Here is a 16,398-nt window from a genome sequence, read left to right as displayed (position 1 = left end):
CCGCCGCGGCCGAGTCCGCGCTCGTCGCCGCCGGGGTGTCCCCGCAGGCGCGCGGTGAGGCGCTGACCGTCGAGGAGTTCGCCCGTATCGCAGAGCACAAGGAGCCCACGGCCCCGTGAGCGTCACCGTCCGCGTCCCCGCCAAGGTCAATGTGCAGCTCGCCGTGGGCGCCGCCCGCCCCGACGGCTACCACGACCTCGCCAACGTGTTCCTCGCGGTCGGCCTGTACGACGAGGTCACCGCCACCCCGGCCGAGGAGCTGCGGATCACCTGCGAGGGCCCCGACGCCGGCCAGGTGCCGCTGGACCGCACCAACCTCGCCGCCCGCGCGGCCCTCGCCCTCGCCGAGCGGTACGGCCGTGAGCCCGCCGTCCATCTGCACATCGCCAAGGACATCCCCGTCGCCGGCGGCATGGCGGGCGGCAGCGCGGACGGCGCCGCGGCACTCGTGGCCTGCGACGCGCTGTGGGGCATCGGCGCCTCCCGCGAGGAGCTGCTGGAGATCTGCGCCGAGCTGGGCAGCGACGTGCCGTTCAGCCTGGTCGGCGGGGCCGCGCTGGGCACCGGGCGCGGGGAGAGGCTGACGCCGCTGGAGGTCGGGGGCGCCTTCCACTGGGTGTTCGCGATGGCCGGGCGGGGTCTGTCCACGCCGGCGGTGTTCCGCGAGTTCGACCGGCTCGCCGAGGGCCGGGACATCCCCGAGCCGACCGCCTCCGACGACGTGCTGCGCGCCCTCGCCAAGGGTGACCCGGACGCGCTCGCCGCGGCCGTCACCAACGACCTCCAGCCTGCCGCGCTGTCCCTCTTCCCGGAGCTGGCCGAGACCCTCGCGGCGGGCCGCGCCGCGGGCGCGCTGACGGCGCTGGTCTCCGGGTCCGGGCCGACGACGGCGTTCCTGGCGCGGGACGAGTCGTCCGCCGCCGAGGTCGCCGAGACACTGCGCACGTCCGGCACCTGCCGCACGGTACGCACCGCCCCGGCCCCGGCAGCGGGGGCGACGGTGGTCTGAGCCCTGCCGGCTCAGAGTTCGTGCGCGGCGCCCGTCGATCAGCTCGGTGTGCGGCGGGAGATCAGACAGCGTGAACAGGTCGTCCACGGTGCAGCCGTCCCGCGGTGGCACCGGCCCCTGGACGGCGCGGTGCTTTCCGGGCTCGGCGGTCTTCGTTCCTCTGACGGACGGGATGGTGCTGCCTCGGACTCCAAGGCAGCCGCCGCTTCCTGCGGCGCCACCACAAAGAGTGACGTACCCCGCGCACACCGCCACTCACCGAGCAGGCCCTACCCTTGAAGGCTGATCGATCCCCCTGGGCAGGAGTGAGATGGCCGTCAATCTGGTCAATGTCGAGAACGTCAGCAAGGTGTACGGCACCCGTACTCTCCTGGACGGCGTGTCGCTCGGCGTGTCCGAGGGGGACCGCATCGGTGTCGTCGGCCGCAACGGCGACGGCAAGACCACGCTGATCCGGATGCTCGCCAAGCTGGAGGAGGCCGACGCCGGGCGGGTGACGCACTCGGGCGGGCTGCGCATGGGCGTGCTCACCCAGCATGACTCCCTCGACCCCGAGGCCACCGTCCGGCACGAGGTCATCCGCGACATGGCCGACCACGAGTGGGCCGGCAACGCCAAGATCCGCGATGTGCTGACCGGGCTGTTCGGCGGGCTGGACCTGCCCGGCTTCCCCAAGGGCCTGGACACCGTCATCGGCCCGCTCTCCGGCGGTGAGCGGCGCCGTATCGCGCTGGCGAAGCTGCTCATCGAGGAGCAGGACCTCATCGTCCTCGACGAGCCGACCAACCACCTCGACGTGGAGGGCATCGCCTGGCTGGCCCGGCATCTGCGGAACCGCCGCTCGGCCCTCGTCTGCGTCACCCACGACCGCTGGTTCCTGGACCAGGTGTGCACCCGCATGTGGGACGTGCAGCGCGGCGCCGTCCACGAGTACGAGGGCGGCTACTCCGACTACGTCTTCGCACGCGCCGAGCGGGAGCGGATCGCGCAGACCGAGGAGGCCAAGCGGCAGAACCTGGTCCGCAAGGAACTGGCGTGGCTGCGGCGCGGCGCGCCCGCGCGGACGTCGAAGCCTCGGTTCCGGGTGGAGGCCGCCAACGAGCTGATCAAGGACGTGCCGCCGCCCCGCGACAGCAGCGAGCTGATGAAGTTCGCCTCCTCGCGGCTGGGCAAGACGGTGTTCGACCTGGAGGACGTGACCGTCCAGGCCGGGCCGAAGGTGCTGCTGAAGCATGTGACCTGGCAGCTCGGGCCGGGCGACCGCATCGGCCTCGTCGGTGTCAACGGCGCCGGCAAGACCTCGCTGCTGCGGGCGATGGCCGAGGCCGCCCGCACCGAGGGCGAGGCCCAGCCGGCCGGTGGCCGGGTCGTCGTCGGCAAGACGGTCAAACTGGCCTACCTCTCCCAGGAGGTCGCCGAACTCGACCCGAACTGGCGGGTGCTGGAGGCCGTGCAGCGGGTGCGGGAGCGCGTCGACCTCGGCAAGGGCCGCGAGATGACCGCCGGTCAGCTGTGCGAGACGTTCGGCTTCAACAAGGAGAAGCAGTGGACGCCCGTCGGCGACCTCTCCGGCGGTGAGCGGCGCCGGCTGCAACTGCTGCGGCTGCTGATGGCCGAGCCGAACGTCCTCTTCCTCGACGAGCCCACCAACGACCTCGACATCGAGACCCTGACCCAGCTGGAGGACCTCCTCGACGGCTGGCCCGGCTCGATGATCGTCATCTCGCACGACCGGTTCTTCGTCGAGCGCACCACCGACCGGGTGTTCGCGCTGCTCGGCGACGGCACCCTACGGATGCTGCCGCGCGGTGTCGACGAGTACCTGGAGCGGCGCAAGCGCATGGAGGAGGCGGCGGCAGCGGCCTCCTCGGCCTCCGCCGCGCAGAAGCCCGCCGAGAGCACGTCGGGCGGTCGCAGCGCCGCCGACCAGCGCGCCGCCAAGAAGGAACTCCAGAAGATCGAACGCCAGCTTGACAAGATCGCGGAGCGGGAGGCCCGGCTGCACGCCCTGATCGCCGAGAACGCCACCGACTTCGAGAAAGTCGCCGGACTCGACGCCGAGCTGCGCGAACTCGCCGGACAGCGCGAGGAACTGGAGACGCGCTGGCTGGAACTGGCCGAGGACGCATAAGCCGCAATCGGCACGAACCGTCACGCCTGTACGACGCGAACCGTCACGCACGAATGGCGCGAATCGCGCCGCACGTACGGCGCGAACTGTCCCGCACGCACGGCGTGAAATGTCCTGTCCGTACGGCGCGGACGCACCGCGCATACGGTGCGAACGCCGCGCGAAGGACCGCCGGACGTGCCGTGAAGACGGCGTGAAGGCGCGTAACAGAGGCATCACGGGCCGGTTCTCCCTTGGGAACAGGGGCGGACGCGGCCCCGTGTGCTGTCGGCGGCGGGTGATAGAAAGGGCCGCTGAGAACTGTCCTGAGAACTGTCTGACGAACGACTCTGGGTCCACCGCGGTCTGAATCGCGTACCTCAGGGCGTGGCTAAAAATCAGTGAACGAGGGGGAGACGCTGATGACTCAGCCGCCCAACCAGCCGCCGCAGCCGCCCAACCAGCCGCCGCAGGGCGCGTTCGGCGCACCGCAGGACCAGCCGCCGCAGGCCCCGGCCCAGCCGCCGTCCGGCGGCTTCGGCGCCCCCCAGCCCGGGTACGGCTATCCGCAGCAGCCCGGCCCCTACGGCACACCGCCCCCCGCCTCCGGGCCGTACGCCGCGCCCGGCCAGCAGCCCGGCCCGTACGGCCAGCCCGGCCCCTACGGACAGCCCGCCTACGGCTACCCGCAGCAGCCGCAGTTCCCCGGCGCGCCCGGCGCGCCCGGCGCACCGGCGGGCGGCTCCGGCTCCCGCAACCCCTTCAAGGGCAAGCCCGCCCTGGTCGTCGGCGCGGTCGTGGCCGCGCTGCTCGTCATCGGCGGCACCGTCTTCGCCGTCACCTCCGGCGGCGACGACGACAAGCCGAAGAAGCCGGTCGCCCAGCCCAGCGACGACCCCAAGGGCTCCTCCGAGGCCCCGGTCGACCCGGGCACCGGCGAGGGCGAAGGCGGCGACGACCCGGACGACCTCAACGCCGGCCGCAAGCCCGGTGAGTCCAAGGTGCTGTGGTACAAGACGGCGCCCGACGTGCCCCGTTCCGGCGCGGACGCGCCCGGCATGTGGGTCACCGACAAGACGGTCGCGAAGGCGGCGTACAAGCAGGTCGTCGCCTACAACGTGGGCGACGGCAGGCCCACCTGGGAGCCCATCACCTTCCCGCAGAAGATCTGCTCGATCACCCGTGACCGCACCGCCGACGACAAGGTCGTCGTGGCGTACATGGACGGCGCCACCGACCGCGCCAAGTGCAGCCGACTCCAGCAGATCGACCTCGCCACCGGCCAGAAGGGCTGGACCGCCGAGGTCGAGGAGGGCGGCCTGTTCGACACCATCCGCGACATCGAGCTGACCATCGCCGGCGACACGCTGATGGTGGGCCGCTCGCAGTCCGGCACGGCGTACGACGTGCGCACCGGCAAGAAGCTGTACGACAAGAAGAAGTACGGCAGCGCCTGCTTTCCGGACGCCTTCGCGGGCGCCCCGAACCGGCTGATCCAGATTGCCTCCTGCGACGCCACGCGGCCCACCGAGCACGAGGAGATGCAGGGTCTCGACCCGAAGACGGGCCGGGTGCTGTGGACGCAGAAGCTGGAGAAGGGCTGGGAGGTCAAGCGGGTCTACTCCATCGACCCGCTGGTCGTCTACAGCGAGAACTCCGACAAGAAGCAGTGGAACATCGCCGCCGTGAAGCCGGACGGCACCTTCCGCTCGCAGGTCGTCTTCAACGAGAACTTCGCGCCCAACTGCAACTGGGCCATCTTCGAGCGGGACCTTCGGGGCTGCTTCGGCACGGCCGCCGACGCCGACACCCTCTACCTGCCGACCAAGGCCCTGAGCGGGCCGAACGAGATCGTCGCCGTCAACCTCGCCACCGGCAAGGAGAAGTGGCGCGTGAAGTCCACCGGGAACGCGTCGATGTACCCGATCCGTGTGGAGGGCGGCAAGCTCATCGCCTACGTCGAGGCCTCGTACAACGCGGGCGGCCAGGTCGTCGCCATCCCGACGACGGGCACCAGCCACACGCCCACCAAGCTGCTGCAGAACCCGGAGAGCACCGCGAAGATCGAGCACGGTTTCTTCAACTGGACGGCCGACTGGGCCGGCGGGCGTTTCTACATCTCCAGCACCCGCCTGAGCGGCAACGACGAGGCGAAGGAGAAGCTGATGCTCGCGTTCGGCAAGTGAGCCGCGCCGCCCGGCAGTCCGTCCCTGTTCACCACCGCTCAGTCCCCGAGGTACCCGACCGATGACCCAGCCGCCGCCCCCGCCGAACCAGCCCCCGCAGCAGGGGGGCTTCGGCCCGCCGCCCGAGCCGAGCGACGCGCCGCCGGCCCAGCCGCCGCAGCAGCCGGACCTGACCAAGGCCCCGGCCCCGCAGCCGCCGGCCCCTCAGCCGGGCTACGGCTACCCGCAGGCGCCGGCACCGCAGACCCCGCAGTCCCCGGCCGCCCCGGCACCGCAGCCGCCCCAGCCCGCCTACGGCTACCCGCAGGGCGCGCCGCAGACGCCGCCCCCGCCGCAGGGCCCGCCCACCGCACCGCAGCCGGGGTACGGCTACCCGGGCCAGCCGCCGGCGCCGTACGGCCAGCCCGGACAGCCGGGCCAGCCCGCGTACGGCCAGCCCGGACAGCCGGGGTACGGCTACCCGGGGCAGCCGCCCGCCTACGGCTATCCGCAGCCGACCGTGCCGATGCCGCAGCAGCCGGCAGGCGGCGGCAAGAAGTTCAACGCCCAGGTCGCGATCATCGTCGCGGCCGTCGTGGCGATCGCGCTGATCATCGGCGGCGGCATCTGGTACGCCGGCTCCTCCGACGACGACAAGCAGGACACCGCGTCCAGCGGCGGCACCACCGGCGGCGGTGACAAGGGCGGCTCCGGCGGCACGGGCGGCACGGCCGCCAAGGGCGCGGAGAAGGTCCCGTCGAACACGTCCGCCAAGGTCGCCTTCCAGGTCCCGGCGCCCGCCGTCAAGGACAAGCAGGTCGACAGCGTCGAGGGCTCCTGGCTGACCGACTCGGTGTACGCCAAGGCCGGCGTGAACGAGATCAGCGGCTACGACCCGGACACGGGCGCCAAGAAGTGGACGCTGCCGCTGACCGGCCAGACCTGCGCGGGCTCCGACCAGGTCGGCGCCGGCGGCATCGCGGTGGTCCTCGCCGAGGAGCGCAAGCGCGGCGCCGACGGCCGGCACGAGGACTGCACGGAGATCACGGCGTTCAATGTGGACACCGGCAAGACGCTGTGGACGAAGAACGTCACCGCCAGCGGCAAGAAGGTCGGCTTCGGCGAGGTCAGCATCTCCGGCACCACCGTCGCCGTCGGCGGCGGCTACAACGGCGGCGCGGCCTTCGAGCTGAACACCGGCAAGGTGCTGTGGCAGCCCAAGATCGGCGACTGCGAGGACGCCGGGTACGCGGGCGGCGAGCAGCTCGTCGCGGTGCGCCGCTGCGGCGGCTACGACGACGAGCGGTTCGAGATCCAGCTGCTCAACCCGAAGACGGGCGCGGTGAAGTGGACGTACCGGCTGCCCGCCGGCATCGACAACGCCAAGGTGATCTCCACCAAGCCGGTGGTGATCGGTGTGGACTCCGCCGAGATCACCGCCTCCGGCGCCACGGACGTCTTCTCCCTGGACGACTCGGGCAAGCTGCTCTACAAGATCGGCCTGGAGGACGGCAAGTACGACCACCGGTGCGAGGTCAGCAAGTACGACGGCTGCAAGCGCGTCGTCGTCGGCAACGGCAAGCTGTACGTCCCGACGAAGGAGCACGACGGCTCGGGCGACTTCAGCCGCACCAACGAGATCGTCGCGTTCGACCTGACCACCGGCAAGTCCGCCGGTATCCGGATCGACGCCGGCGACGGCTACACGATCTTCCCGCTGCGCATGGACGGAGGGAACGTCCTCGCGTACAAGGAGGGCCCGTACGACAAGGGCGACCAGGTCGTCACCGCGGACGCCTCCGGCAAGGAGACCGTGCTGCTGGAGGCCCCGGCGGACAAGTCGGTGAAGGACGTGATCAGCTCGATGGTGCCTTCGACGGCGGAGGTGCTGTACGGCAACGGGCGGCTGTTCCTCGGCCAGGACCTGATCAGCAAGCCGTACTCGGCGGACCGGAAGGTGTACACGGCGATCGGTTTCACCACCAGGTAGCGGTCGCTCGCGCAGGCGCCGGCCCCGCTTCTGAACGCCCTGTTCAGGAGCGGGGCCTTTCACGTATCGTGCATCACCCTCGAATGAGAGGAATATCGGCGATCCGGGGCGGTTTCGCCCCGTAGGGGGAGCGCGATGTCGAACTAGCGTGTAGCTTCCGGGGGCATGAAGGGCGGAGGCGCCGGGGGGCTCTCCGCCTGGGCCCGCGGACATCGACAGTGGGCGTCCGAATGGGGGGACTGGGGGGTTCTCTTGGGAGTGCGGCTGATGGTGGTCGACGACCACCGACTGCTGGCCGAGGCGCTGGCCTCGGCGTTGAAGCTGCGGGGGCACCGGGTGCTCGCGGCGGCGGCGCCCGCGGCGGGCGCGGCGGAGCTGGTGATCGCGCGTACGCCGGAGGTGTGTCTGCTGGGTACGTCGACACCGGCCGAGCCGGGGATCTTCGACCCGGTGGCGCGGATCAGACGGGAGCGTCCGCAGGTGGCCGTGGTGGTGCTGGGGCCGGTGCCCAGCCCGCGGGGGATCGCGGCGGCGTTCGCGGCGGGGGCGTGCGGCTATGTGCGGCACGACGAGCGCATCGAGGGCGTGGAGCGGGCGATCATGAAGGCGCGGGCGGGGGAGGCGGCGGTGGCGCCGGCTCTGCTGCAAGGGGCGTTCGCGGAGCTGCTGAACCCGGCTGCGCAGCCGGACGACGAGGGGCAGCGGCTGCTGGAGATGCTGACGCCGCGCGAGGTGGAGGTGCTGGTGCGGGTCGCGGACGGGGAGGACACCCGGGTGATCGCGGCGGGCATGGGCATCGCGCCGTCGACGGCGCGTACGCATGTGCAGCGGGTGCTGATGAAGCTGGGGGTGGGGTCCCGGCTGGAGGCGGCGGCGCTGGCCGCGCGGACGGGTCTGCTGGAGCGGGCCGGGACGGTGCGTGACGGTGCGGCGCCGGGAGGCTCGGCGTCGGGCACCGCGACGGCCGGCGCCACAGTGCCGGGCCGCGGTGCGTGAAGCGGTGCGGCGTCGGGCGGCGGTGTGCCGGGCGGCGGTCCGGTGCGGGACGTCGGCCGGGCGGCGCCGTAGAAGCGGGACGGCCGGCCTCCCGCGTCGGTGCGGGCGGCCGGCCGTGGTGCTCGGGCGCCGGGTGGGTGCTGTGCTGCCCCGGGGTCAGTGCTGCGCGGGTTCCTCCTCGGCGGTGATGTCCGGCGGCGGCGGGGCGGTCGGGCGCAGCTTGAGCCAGGCCAGGAAGAACAGGCCGAGCAGCAGCATGCCGAGCCCGGTCCACAGGTTGATGTTGATGCCCTCGGCCTTGTCGATCGCCGCGTCGGAGTCGGTCAGACCGGTGATGGTGACGATGACGCCGTAGACCACGAAGAGTCCACCGATGATGCGCCGGATGTCGAAGAGACGCGCGGCCGTGGCCGACTTGGTCTCCAGCTCGGCGACTTCCCGGGCGACTTCCTCTTCGGACCAGCCGTGGCGTTCGGGGTGCTGTGCGCTCATGGTGTTTCCATCCTCCCGCGTCAGAACGAGAACGGGATGTAGCAGGCGGCGGCCAGGATCACCGCGCCCCAGCCCAGCAGGGCCGGCTTGCGGTACCAGGCGTCGTCGCCCTCGGCGGGCGGCTCGGACATGCCGGGGGAGCGGGTGCCGTAGACCAGGCCCTGTAGTTCGGCGGTGGGCTTGGGCGCGGTGAACAGGGACACGGCCACCATGACGACCGCGCCGGCGACGAAGCCCGCGATCGCGGAGACGAAGTTGGCGCCCTGGTCGGAGGGGATGTCGATCACGCCCTGCTTGTAGATCCAGAAGTAGTTCAGCATCGCGACGGTGGTGCCCGCGATCAGGCCCCAGAAGCCGGACTTGACGGAGGCCCGCTTCCAGAACATGCCGATGATGAAGACCACGAACATCGGGACGTTGAAGAAGGAGAACAGCGTCTGCAGGTAGGCCATGATGTTCGAGAACGACGACGCGAGGAACGCGGTGCCGATCGAGGCGAGCACACCGATGGCGGTGATGAGGCGGCCGAAGCGGACGTAGTAGGCGTCCTCGCGGCCCGTCTTGACGTACTTCGCCCAGATGTCGGTGGTGAAGACGGTGTTGAAGGAGGACACGTTGGCCGCCATGCCCGCCATGAACGCGGCGAGCAGGCCGGTGACGGCGATGCCGAGGACGCCGTTGGGCAGCAGCTGTTCCATCAGATAGGGGATGGCGTCGTTGTACTGAAGGTCCGAGCCGGAGGTGCCGATCTTCGGCACGAGGACGGCGGCGACCAGGCCGGGGATCATCACCAGGAAGACGATGAAGATCTTGGGGAAGGCGGCGATCAGCGGGGTCCGCTGGGCGGCGGAGAGGTTCTTCGCGGACAGGGCGCGCTGCACCTCGGCGAAGTTGGTGGTCCAGTAGCCGAAGGACAGCACGAAGCCGAGGCCGAGGACGATGGTGAGCCAGTTGGCGCCGAGCGGGTTGTCGCTGCCGATGCCGGTGCCGCCCCAGGCGGTCATGAAGTTGTCGCCGTGGGAGGCGCTGAGGGAGTCGCTCAGGCCGTCCCAGCCGCCGACCTTCTTCAGGCCGAGGACGGTGATGGGGATGAGCGCGGCGAGGATGACGAAGAACTGAAGCACCTCGTTGTAGATCGCCGAGGACAGACCGCCCAGGGTGATGTACGCGAGGACGAAGAAGCCGGCGACGACGATCGCCACCCACTGCGGCCAGCCGAGCAGGGCCTCGACGACGATCGCGAGGGCGTACAGGTTGACACCCGCGATCAGGATCGCCGCACAGGCGAACAGGATCGAACTCAGCAAGTGGGCGGCCCTGTCGAACCGCAGGAGCAGGAACTCCGGCACCGACCGCACCTTGGAGCCGTAGTAGAACGGCATCATCACCAGGCCGAGGAAGACCATGGCGGGGATGGCGCCGATCCAGTACCAGTGCGTGGTGTACACGCCGTACTGGGCGCTGTTGGCGGCCATGCCGAGGATCTCGGTGGCGCCGAGGTTGGCGGCGATGAACGCCAGGCCGGTGACCCATGCGGGCAGGGAGCGCCCGGACAGGAAGAAGTCGAGGCTCGTCTTCACCGAGCGCCGGGCGGCGAAGCCGATGCCGAGGACCACGACGAAGTAGATCGCCAGGATCGTGTAGTCCAGCCAGTTCGTGGGGAGCCGTAGCTCCGCCGCCAGATATGCGGGGTCTGTGGGGGTCTGCATTGCGCACTCGCTTCGTTCGCAAACTGATCTGGAGCGGAACCTACGCCTCCGCGTTTATTTTTTGAACACTTCTGTTGGGGTTCTTTGTTGGATTGTGATGCACAGCCCCCTTCCCGGGGGTGATGAGTTGTGGTGTGTTATGTTCGATTGTGTTGAGTGATTGGGTGCGGGCATCGAGGAGTCCGGCGTGAAGAAGACCTCTACCCGGCTGGCGGACGGCCGCGAGCTCATCTACTACGACCTGCGCGACGACCACGTCCGCGACGCCGTCGACCGCCGGCCCCTGGACCGCACGGTCACCACCTCCGAGGTACGCCACGACGTCCTCCTCGGCGACGCGGTCGCCGTCGCCTCCCACCGGCAGGGCCGCACCTACCACCCGCCCGCCGACGAATGCCCCCTGTGCCCCTCCGAAGGCGACCGGCTCAGCGAGATCCCCGACTCCTCCTACGACGTCGTCGTCTTCGAGAACCGCTTCCCCTCCCTCGCCGGCGACTCCGGCCGCTGCGAGGTCGTCTGCTTCACCTCCGACCACACCGCGTCCTTCGCCGGCCTGAGCGAGGAACAGGCCCGCCTGGTCCTGGACGCCTGGACCGACCGGACATCGGAGCTGTCGCATCTGCCCTCCGTCGAGCAGGTGTTCTGTTTCGAGAACCGGGGCGCGGAGATCGGCGTGACCCTCCAGCACCCCCACGGGCAGATCTACGCATACCCCTTCACCACCCCCCGCACCTCGCTGATGCTGCGCCAACTGGCCGCACACAAGGAGGCCACCGGCGGGGAGAACCTCTTCGACGCCGTCCTCGCGCGGGAACTCGCCGGGGAACGTGTCGTCCTGGAGGGTGAACACTGGGCGGCCTTCGTGCCGTACGCCGCGCACTGGCCGTACGAGGTGCACCTCTACCCCAAGCGCCGCGTGCCCGACCTGCTCGGCCTCGACGAGGCCGCCCGCACAGAGTTCCCCCAGGTCTATCTGGAACTCTTGAAACGGTTCGACCGGATCTTCGGAGAGGGGGAGCCGCCCACGCCGTACATCGCGGCCTGGCACCAGGCACCCTTCGGCGCGCTTGAGGACTTCGACGGGGTCACCCGCGACGACTTCGCGCTCCACCTGGAACTTTTCACGATCCGCCGCACGTCCGGCAAGCTGAAGTACCTCGCGGGCTCCGAGTCCGGCATGAGCGTGTTCATCAACGACGTGCCCCCGGAGGGCGCGGCCCGGCGACTTCGAGAGGTTGCGAGTTCATGAGCGGTAGGTACCTGGTCACCGGCGGGGCGGGATACGTCGGCGGCGTGGTGGCCCAGCATCTGCTGGAGGCCGGCCATGACGTCGTCGTCCTCGACAACCTGTCGACCGGTTTCCGCGAGGGCGTCCCCTCGGGCGCCACGTTCATCGAGGGCGACATCCGCGACGCCGCGCAATGGCTCGACCCCTCGTTCGACGCCGTCCTCCACTTCGCCGCGTACTCCCAGGTCGGCGAGTCAGTCGCCAGGCCCGAGAAGTACTGGGACAACAACGTCGGCGGCACCATGGCCCTGCTCGCCGCGATGCGCGAGGCCGGCGTGCGCAAGCTCGTCTTCTCCTCCACCGCCGCCACCTACGGCGAACCCGTCCGCACCCCCGTCACCGAGACCGACCCGACCGCGCCCACCTCCCCCTACGGCGCGACCAAGCTCGCCGTCGACCACATGATCACCGGCGAGGCCGCCGCCCACGGCCTCGGCGCGGTCTCCCTGCGCTACTTCAACGTCGCCGGCGCCCACGGCGACTTCGGCGAGCGCCACGACCCCGAGTCCCACCTCATCCCCCTCGTCCTCCAGGTCGCCCAGGGCCGCCGCGAGGCCGTCTCCGTCTTCGGCGACGACTACCCCACCCCCGACGGCACCTGCGTCCGCGACTACATCCACGTCGCCGACCTCGCCGAGGCCCACCTCCTCGCCCTCGGCGCCGCGACCCCGGGCGAGCACCTGATCTGCAACCTCGGCAACGGCAACGGCTTCTCCGTCCGCGAGGTCATCGAGACCGTCCGGCAGGTCACCGGTCACCCCATCCCCGAGGTCGTCGCCCCGCGCCGCGGCGGGGACCCCGCGGTCCTGGTGGCCTCCGCCGCAAAGGCCCGCGAGAAGCTCGGCTGGAACCCGACCCGCGCCGACCTCGCCGGGATCGTCGCGGACGCCTGGGAGTTCACTCAGAAGATCGCAAGGGAGCAGTAGTGGCGGCACAGCAGGTACGGGACGACTTCACCGCCCTGTACGGACGAGACCCCGACGGGGTGTGGGCGGCACCCGGCCGCGTCAACCTCATCGGCGAGCACACCGACTACAACGACGGCTTCGTCATGCCGTTCGCGCTGCCGCACACCGCCGTCGCCGCCGTCGCCCGCCGCGACGGCGGCATCCTGCGCCTGCACTCCGCGGACATCGACGCCGGCGTCACCGAACTCCGCCTCGACGACCTCACCCCCGACTCCGACAGGACATGGACCGCCTACCCGGCGGGCGTCGTGTGGGCACTGCGCGAGGCCGGCCACCCCGTCACCGGAGCCGACATCCACCTCGCCTCCACCGTCCCCGCCGGCGCCGGCCTGTCCTCCTCGGCCGCGCTGGAGATCGTCGTCGCGCTCGCCCTGAACGACCTGTACGACCTCGGCCTGAAGGGCTGGCAGCTCGCCCGCCTCAGCCAGCGCGCCGAGAACGTCTACGTCGGCGCCCCCGTCGGCATCATGGACCAGACCGCCTCCGCCTGCTGCCGGGCCGGGCACGCCCTGTTCCTCGACACCCGCGACCTCTCCCAGCGGCAGATCCCTTTCGACCTCGCCGCCGAAGGCCTCCGCCTCCTCGTCGTCGACACCCGCGTCAAGCACTCCCACAGCGAGGGCGAGTACGGCAAACGCCGCGCCGGCTGCGAGAAGGGCGCCGCCCTCCTCGGCGTCGACGCCCTGCGCGACGTTCCTCACGACGGCCTCGACGACGCTCTCGCCCGGCTCGGCGACGAGGAGGAGGTCCGCCGCCTCGTCCGCCACATCGTCACCGAGAACCACCGCGTCGAACGCGTCGTCGCCCTGCTGACCTCCGGCGACACCCGCGCCATCGGCCCGGTCCTCACCGAGGGCCACGCCTCCCTGCGCGACGACTTCCGCATCTCCTGCCCCGAACTCGACCTGGTCGTCGACACGTCCCTCACCGCAGGCGCCCTCGGCGCCCGCATGACCGGCGGCGGCTTCGGAGGCTCCGCGATCGTCCTTGTCGAGGAACCCGACGCCGCCTCTGTCACCAAGGCAGTCGAACACGCATTCACCGACGCGGGCTTCACCCCGCCCCGCGTCTTCGAAGCGGTCCCGGCGGAGGGCGCCCGCCGGCTGCTCTGACCGCCCCGCACAGCCGGGGGCGGCGTCCCCTCACAGGCCGCCCCCGCTTCCGCCGGCCCGCAGGGCCCTGGTCCCGGCCGCCGCTGCGGCACCGGTGGGGCATCGGCCGTTGCGAGGGCGGACCGGCGTACGAGAACCGGCTGCACCAGCCGTACGGAAAACCGGTGACCGCCGCCGGCGATCTCGGCACGCTCACGATCGAGACCACCGGTCTGGCCCCTGTACGGCGCCAAGGACAGGGGACTCGACCCCGATGACGACCGAGCGGTCAGTCCAGCCGCTTCACCAGCGTGTACTCCGTGATGCCCGGCGGATAGTCGGGGATCGTGCACACCACCTCGTAGCCCTGTTTGCGGTAGAAGTCCGGGGCCTGGAAGTCCCAGGTCTCCAGCCGTACCCGGCGGCAGGCGCGTTCGGTGCGGGCCAGGTGTTCGGCCTCGGCCAGCAGGCGGGAGCCCAGGCCCGCGCCGCGGTGGCTCTCCTCCACCCACAGGTACGCCACGTGCATCCACGTCGCCCAGGTGCGTCCGACCAGTCCGCCGACGAGGGTGCCGTCGTCGTCCGTCGCCCACAGGTGCAGCGGCTGTTCCCGCTCCGGGCGCAGGGCGCGCAGGATCGGAGAGGCCGCCGTGTTCGTGTCCCGGAGGCGCTTGTAGAGCAATTCGCGCCGGTTGTTGTCCACTTCCGCCTCGATACGAATCATGCGGCACACCATAAACGCGTCCGGCCGGACAGTTCCGCAAATGCCCTTCCGCTCGACGCGAGCAGCCCTACCCTGTGAACAGCACCGGTGGGGGCCGGTGCTGTTCAGGGGGCGAGACAGTCGGGTACGGCGCCCGAAGCGGGGGTAGCAGTTCCGGTACGGCGGCGGCCGTCCGGGCGGGGGCTCCCCGGGCGTCGTACCCACGCCGGTCGGTGCGTCAATCTCCGGACCAGTGGGGGGTCATCAATGGTTCGTATCCGAGTCCTGGTCGTCGACGACCATCGCATCTTCGCCGAGTCGCTCGCCGCCGCACTGGCCGCCGAGCCCGACGTCGACGTCGCCGCCGCCGGCAGCGGCCCGGCCGCGCTGCGCTGCCTGGAACGCGCCGCGGCCGAGGGCCGCCGCTTCGACGTCGCCCTCGTCGACGCCGACCTCGGCGGCAACATGCCCGGCGGGCGCACCGCCGTACCCGTGCAGGACACCAACGCCGACGGCCTCGTCGACGGCATCTCCCTCGTCGCGGGCGTCCGCGCCGCACAGCCCGCCGTCCGCACCGTCGTCCTCGCCGAGAAGGACGACCCGCACCGCGCCGCCCTCGCCCTGCAGGCCGGCGCGAGCGGCTGGGTCGCCAAGGACTGCTCGCTGTCGAGGCTGCTCACCGTCATCCGCGGCGTCCTGCGCGACGAGACCCATCTGCCGCCCGCCCTGCTCACCGGCGTCCTGCGGGAGTTGACCGCCGCCCGCAAACACCGCACCGAGAGCGAACGCCTCGTCGAATCCCTCACCCCGCGCGAACGCGAGGTGCTGCGCTGCATGGTCGCCGGCCTCGGCCGCAAAGCCGTGGCCGAACGCCTCTACCTCTCCCCGCACACCGTCCGCACCCACATGCAGAACGTCCTCGGCAAACTCGGCGTGCACTCCACCCTCGCCGCCGTCGCCCTCGCCCGCCGCGCCGGCGTCGGACCCGTGGACCTAGCCGGGAATGTTGTCGAACGGGGCGGTCAGCTGGCGTAGCAGCGCCGCCAGTTCACCGCGCTGGGCGTGCGACAGCTCCCCGAGGATCGCCCGCTCCTGGGCGAGCAGCCCCGCCAGCGCCTGATCGGCACGGTCCCGGCCCTCCTCGGTCAGCCGCACCAGCACCCCACGCCGGTCACTGGGGTCCGGCAGCCGCTCCACCAGGCCCTTCTGCGCCAGCCGGTCGATACGGTTGGTCATCGTGCCCGACGTGACCAGCGTCTGCGTCAGCAACTGCCCCGGCGAGAGCTGATACGGCGCACCGGCGCGCCGAAGCGCCGTGAGCACATCGAACTCCCACGGCTCCAGACTGTGCTCGGCGAACGCCAGCCGGCGCGCCCGGTCCAGATGCCGGGCCAGCCTGCTCACCCGGCTGAGCACCTCGAGCGGTTCCACGTCGAGGTCCGGACGCTCCCGGCGCCACGCTGCGACCAGTCGATCGACCTCGTCCTCCATGACGATCAGTGTAGTGGTTGTGTCGATGTGAAGTCTCTTGACGTCAAGATATCTGTGGGGGCAGGCTGGAATCCGCAGCGGCCCCGCAGACGTCCACGGCAATGCCCGGCGCCCCGTGGTGCCCGCCGCACCGTCCGAGGCACGGCGCCCCGCGACCACCGCCGCCCCGACCGCCCGACCCCGTCCGCAGCCGTACGAGGAGGCCCTCATGACCGCCACCGCCTGGGACCCCGCCCAGTACCTGCGCCACGCCGGCCACCGCGCCCGCCCCTTCACCGACCTCCTCGCCCGCGTCCCCGCCGGCATCCTCGTGGGCCTGGTCGCACCCGACTTCGCGGTGGAGCTGAAGCCGATCGGCACCGGCTTCGTGAACCTGATCAAGATGA

13 protein-coding genes and 2 pseudogenes are annotated in these 16,398 nt (G+C 71.2%); 10 read left to right on the top strand and 5 right to left on the bottom strand.

Annotated features, from left to right (window positions below; translation table 11 throughout):
- Together MTQ10_RS16770 and MTQ10_RS16765 are read left to right on the top strand one after the other, a co-directional pair.
- Positions 1-119, top strand: a pseudogene (locus tag MTQ10_RS16770) (16S rRNA (adenine(1518)-N(6)/adenine(1519)-N(6))-dimethyltransferase RsmA); the annotation flags it as partial.
- A complete protein-coding gene (locus MTQ10_RS16765) occupies positions 116-1,009 on the top strand; it encodes a 4-(cytidine 5'-diphospho)-2-C-methyl-D-erythritol kinase (protein WP_247468779.1) in 894 nt (297 codons plus the stop codon). The pseudogene MTQ10_RS16770 and the gene MTQ10_RS16765, both read left to right, overlap by 4 nt.
- Positions 1,010-1,039: 30 nt before the next feature.
- Here MTQ10_RS16765 and MTQ10_RS16760 read toward each other — a convergent pair.
- Positions 1,040-1,183: pseudogene (locus MTQ10_RS16760) on the bottom strand (Uma2 family endonuclease); the annotation flags it as partial.
- A 136-nt stretch (positions 1,184-1,319) separates the two neighbouring features.
- Between MTQ10_RS16760 and MTQ10_RS16755 the strand changes: the two are divergent.
- From MTQ10_RS16755 to MTQ10_RS16740, 4 genes are all read left to right on the top strand, one after another.
- On the top strand, positions 1,320-3,140 hold the full coding sequence (locus MTQ10_RS16755) for an ABC-F family ATP-binding cassette domain-containing protein (protein ID WP_247468777.1): 1,821 nt from the start codon (positions 1,320-1,322) through the stop codon (positions 3,138-3,140).
- 401 nt (positions 3,141-3,541) lie between these two features.
- On the top strand, positions 3,542-5,305 hold the full coding sequence (locus MTQ10_RS16750) for an outer membrane protein assembly factor BamB family protein (RefSeq protein ID WP_247468775.1): 1,764 nt from the start codon (positions 3,542-3,544) through the stop codon (positions 5,303-5,305).
- Between the two features lie 61 nt (positions 5,306-5,366).
- Positions 5,367-7,274, top strand: a complete 1,908-nt coding sequence (locus tag MTQ10_RS16745) for an outer membrane protein assembly factor BamB family protein (protein ID WP_247468773.1) — start codon at positions 5,367-5,369, stop codon at positions 7,272-7,274.
- A 252-nt stretch (positions 7,275-7,526) separates the two neighbouring features.
- Positions 7,527-8,270, top strand: coding sequence for a helix-turn-helix transcriptional regulator (locus MTQ10_RS16740; RefSeq protein ID WP_247468764.1), 744 nt, complete (start codon positions 7,527-7,529; stop codon positions 8,268-8,270).
- Positions 8,271-8,426: 156 nt separating this feature from the next.
- Here MTQ10_RS16740 and MTQ10_RS16735 read toward each other — a convergent pair whose 3' ends face one another.
- Both MTQ10_RS16735 and MTQ10_RS16730 read right to left on the bottom strand, forming a co-directional pair.
- Complete coding sequence (locus MTQ10_RS16735; RefSeq protein WP_247468763.1) at positions 8,427-8,762, bottom strand: hypothetical protein; 336 nt, start codon at positions 8,760-8,762, stop codon at positions 8,427-8,429.
- Between the two features lie 20 nt (positions 8,763-8,782).
- Positions 8,783-10,471: a sodium:solute symporter family protein gene (locus MTQ10_RS16730; protein WP_247468760.1), complete on the bottom strand. Its 1,689-nt coding sequence runs from the start codon at positions 10,469-10,471 to the stop codon at positions 8,783-8,785.
- 187 nt (positions 10,472-10,658) lie between these two features.
- Here MTQ10_RS16730 and galT point away from each other — a divergent pair, with 187 nt between their 5' ends.
- The 3 genes from galT to galK are packed head-to-tail and all read left to right on the top strand — an operon-like array spanning position 10,659 to position 13,839.
- Positions 10,659-11,720, top strand: coding sequence for a galactose-1-phosphate uridylyltransferase (galT, locus tag MTQ10_RS16725; RefSeq protein WP_247468758.1), 1,062 nt, complete (start codon positions 10,659-10,661; stop codon positions 11,718-11,720).
- Positions 11,717-12,685 carry a UDP-glucose 4-epimerase GalE gene (gene galE / locus MTQ10_RS16720; protein WP_247468755.1) on the top strand — a complete coding sequence of 323 codons (969 nt, stop codon included), beginning with the start codon at positions 11,717-11,719 and terminating at the stop codon, positions 12,683-12,685. The genes galT and galE overlap by 4 nt, the downstream gene beginning before the upstream one ends.
- Entirely contained in the window at positions 12,685-13,839 is a 1,155-nt protein-coding gene (gene galK / locus MTQ10_RS16715) for a galactokinase (RefSeq protein ID WP_247468753.1), read from the top strand. Before galE ends, galK begins: the two co-directional genes overlap by 1 nt.
- A 268-nt stretch (positions 13,840-14,107) precedes the next feature.
- On the opposite strand, the gene MTQ10_RS16710 is transcribed toward galK, so the two are convergent.
- Positions 14,108-14,554 carry a GNAT family N-acetyltransferase gene (locus MTQ10_RS16710; protein WP_247468750.1) on the bottom strand — a complete coding sequence of 149 codons (447 nt, stop codon included), beginning with the start codon at positions 14,552-14,554 and terminating at the stop codon, positions 14,108-14,110.
- A 234-nt stretch (positions 14,555-14,788) separates the two neighbouring features.
- On the opposite strand from MTQ10_RS16710, the gene MTQ10_RS16705 reads away from it, so the two are divergent.
- Positions 14,789-15,556, top strand: coding sequence for a LuxR C-terminal-related transcriptional regulator (locus tag MTQ10_RS16705; RefSeq protein WP_247468748.1), 768 nt, complete (start codon positions 14,789-14,791; stop codon positions 15,554-15,556).
- On the opposite strand, the gene tamR is transcribed toward MTQ10_RS16705, so the two are convergent.
- Positions 15,515-16,012, bottom strand: coding sequence for a MarR family transcriptional regulator TamR (gene tamR, locus MTQ10_RS16700; protein ID WP_247468746.1), 498 nt, complete (start codon positions 16,010-16,012; stop codon positions 15,515-15,517). The genes MTQ10_RS16705 and tamR overlap by 42 nt on opposite strands.
- Between the last annotated feature and the right edge of the window lie 386 nt (positions 16,013-16,398).

It is taken from the genome of Streptomyces sp. XM83C, assembly GCF_023072675.1.
Lineage (GTDB): Bacteria > Actinomycetota > Actinomycetes > Streptomycetales > Streptomycetaceae > Streptomyces > Streptomyces thermocoprophilus.
The sequence above is the reverse complement of the archived record's forward strand: the minus strand, read 5'-3'. Positions and strand labels throughout refer to the sequence as shown.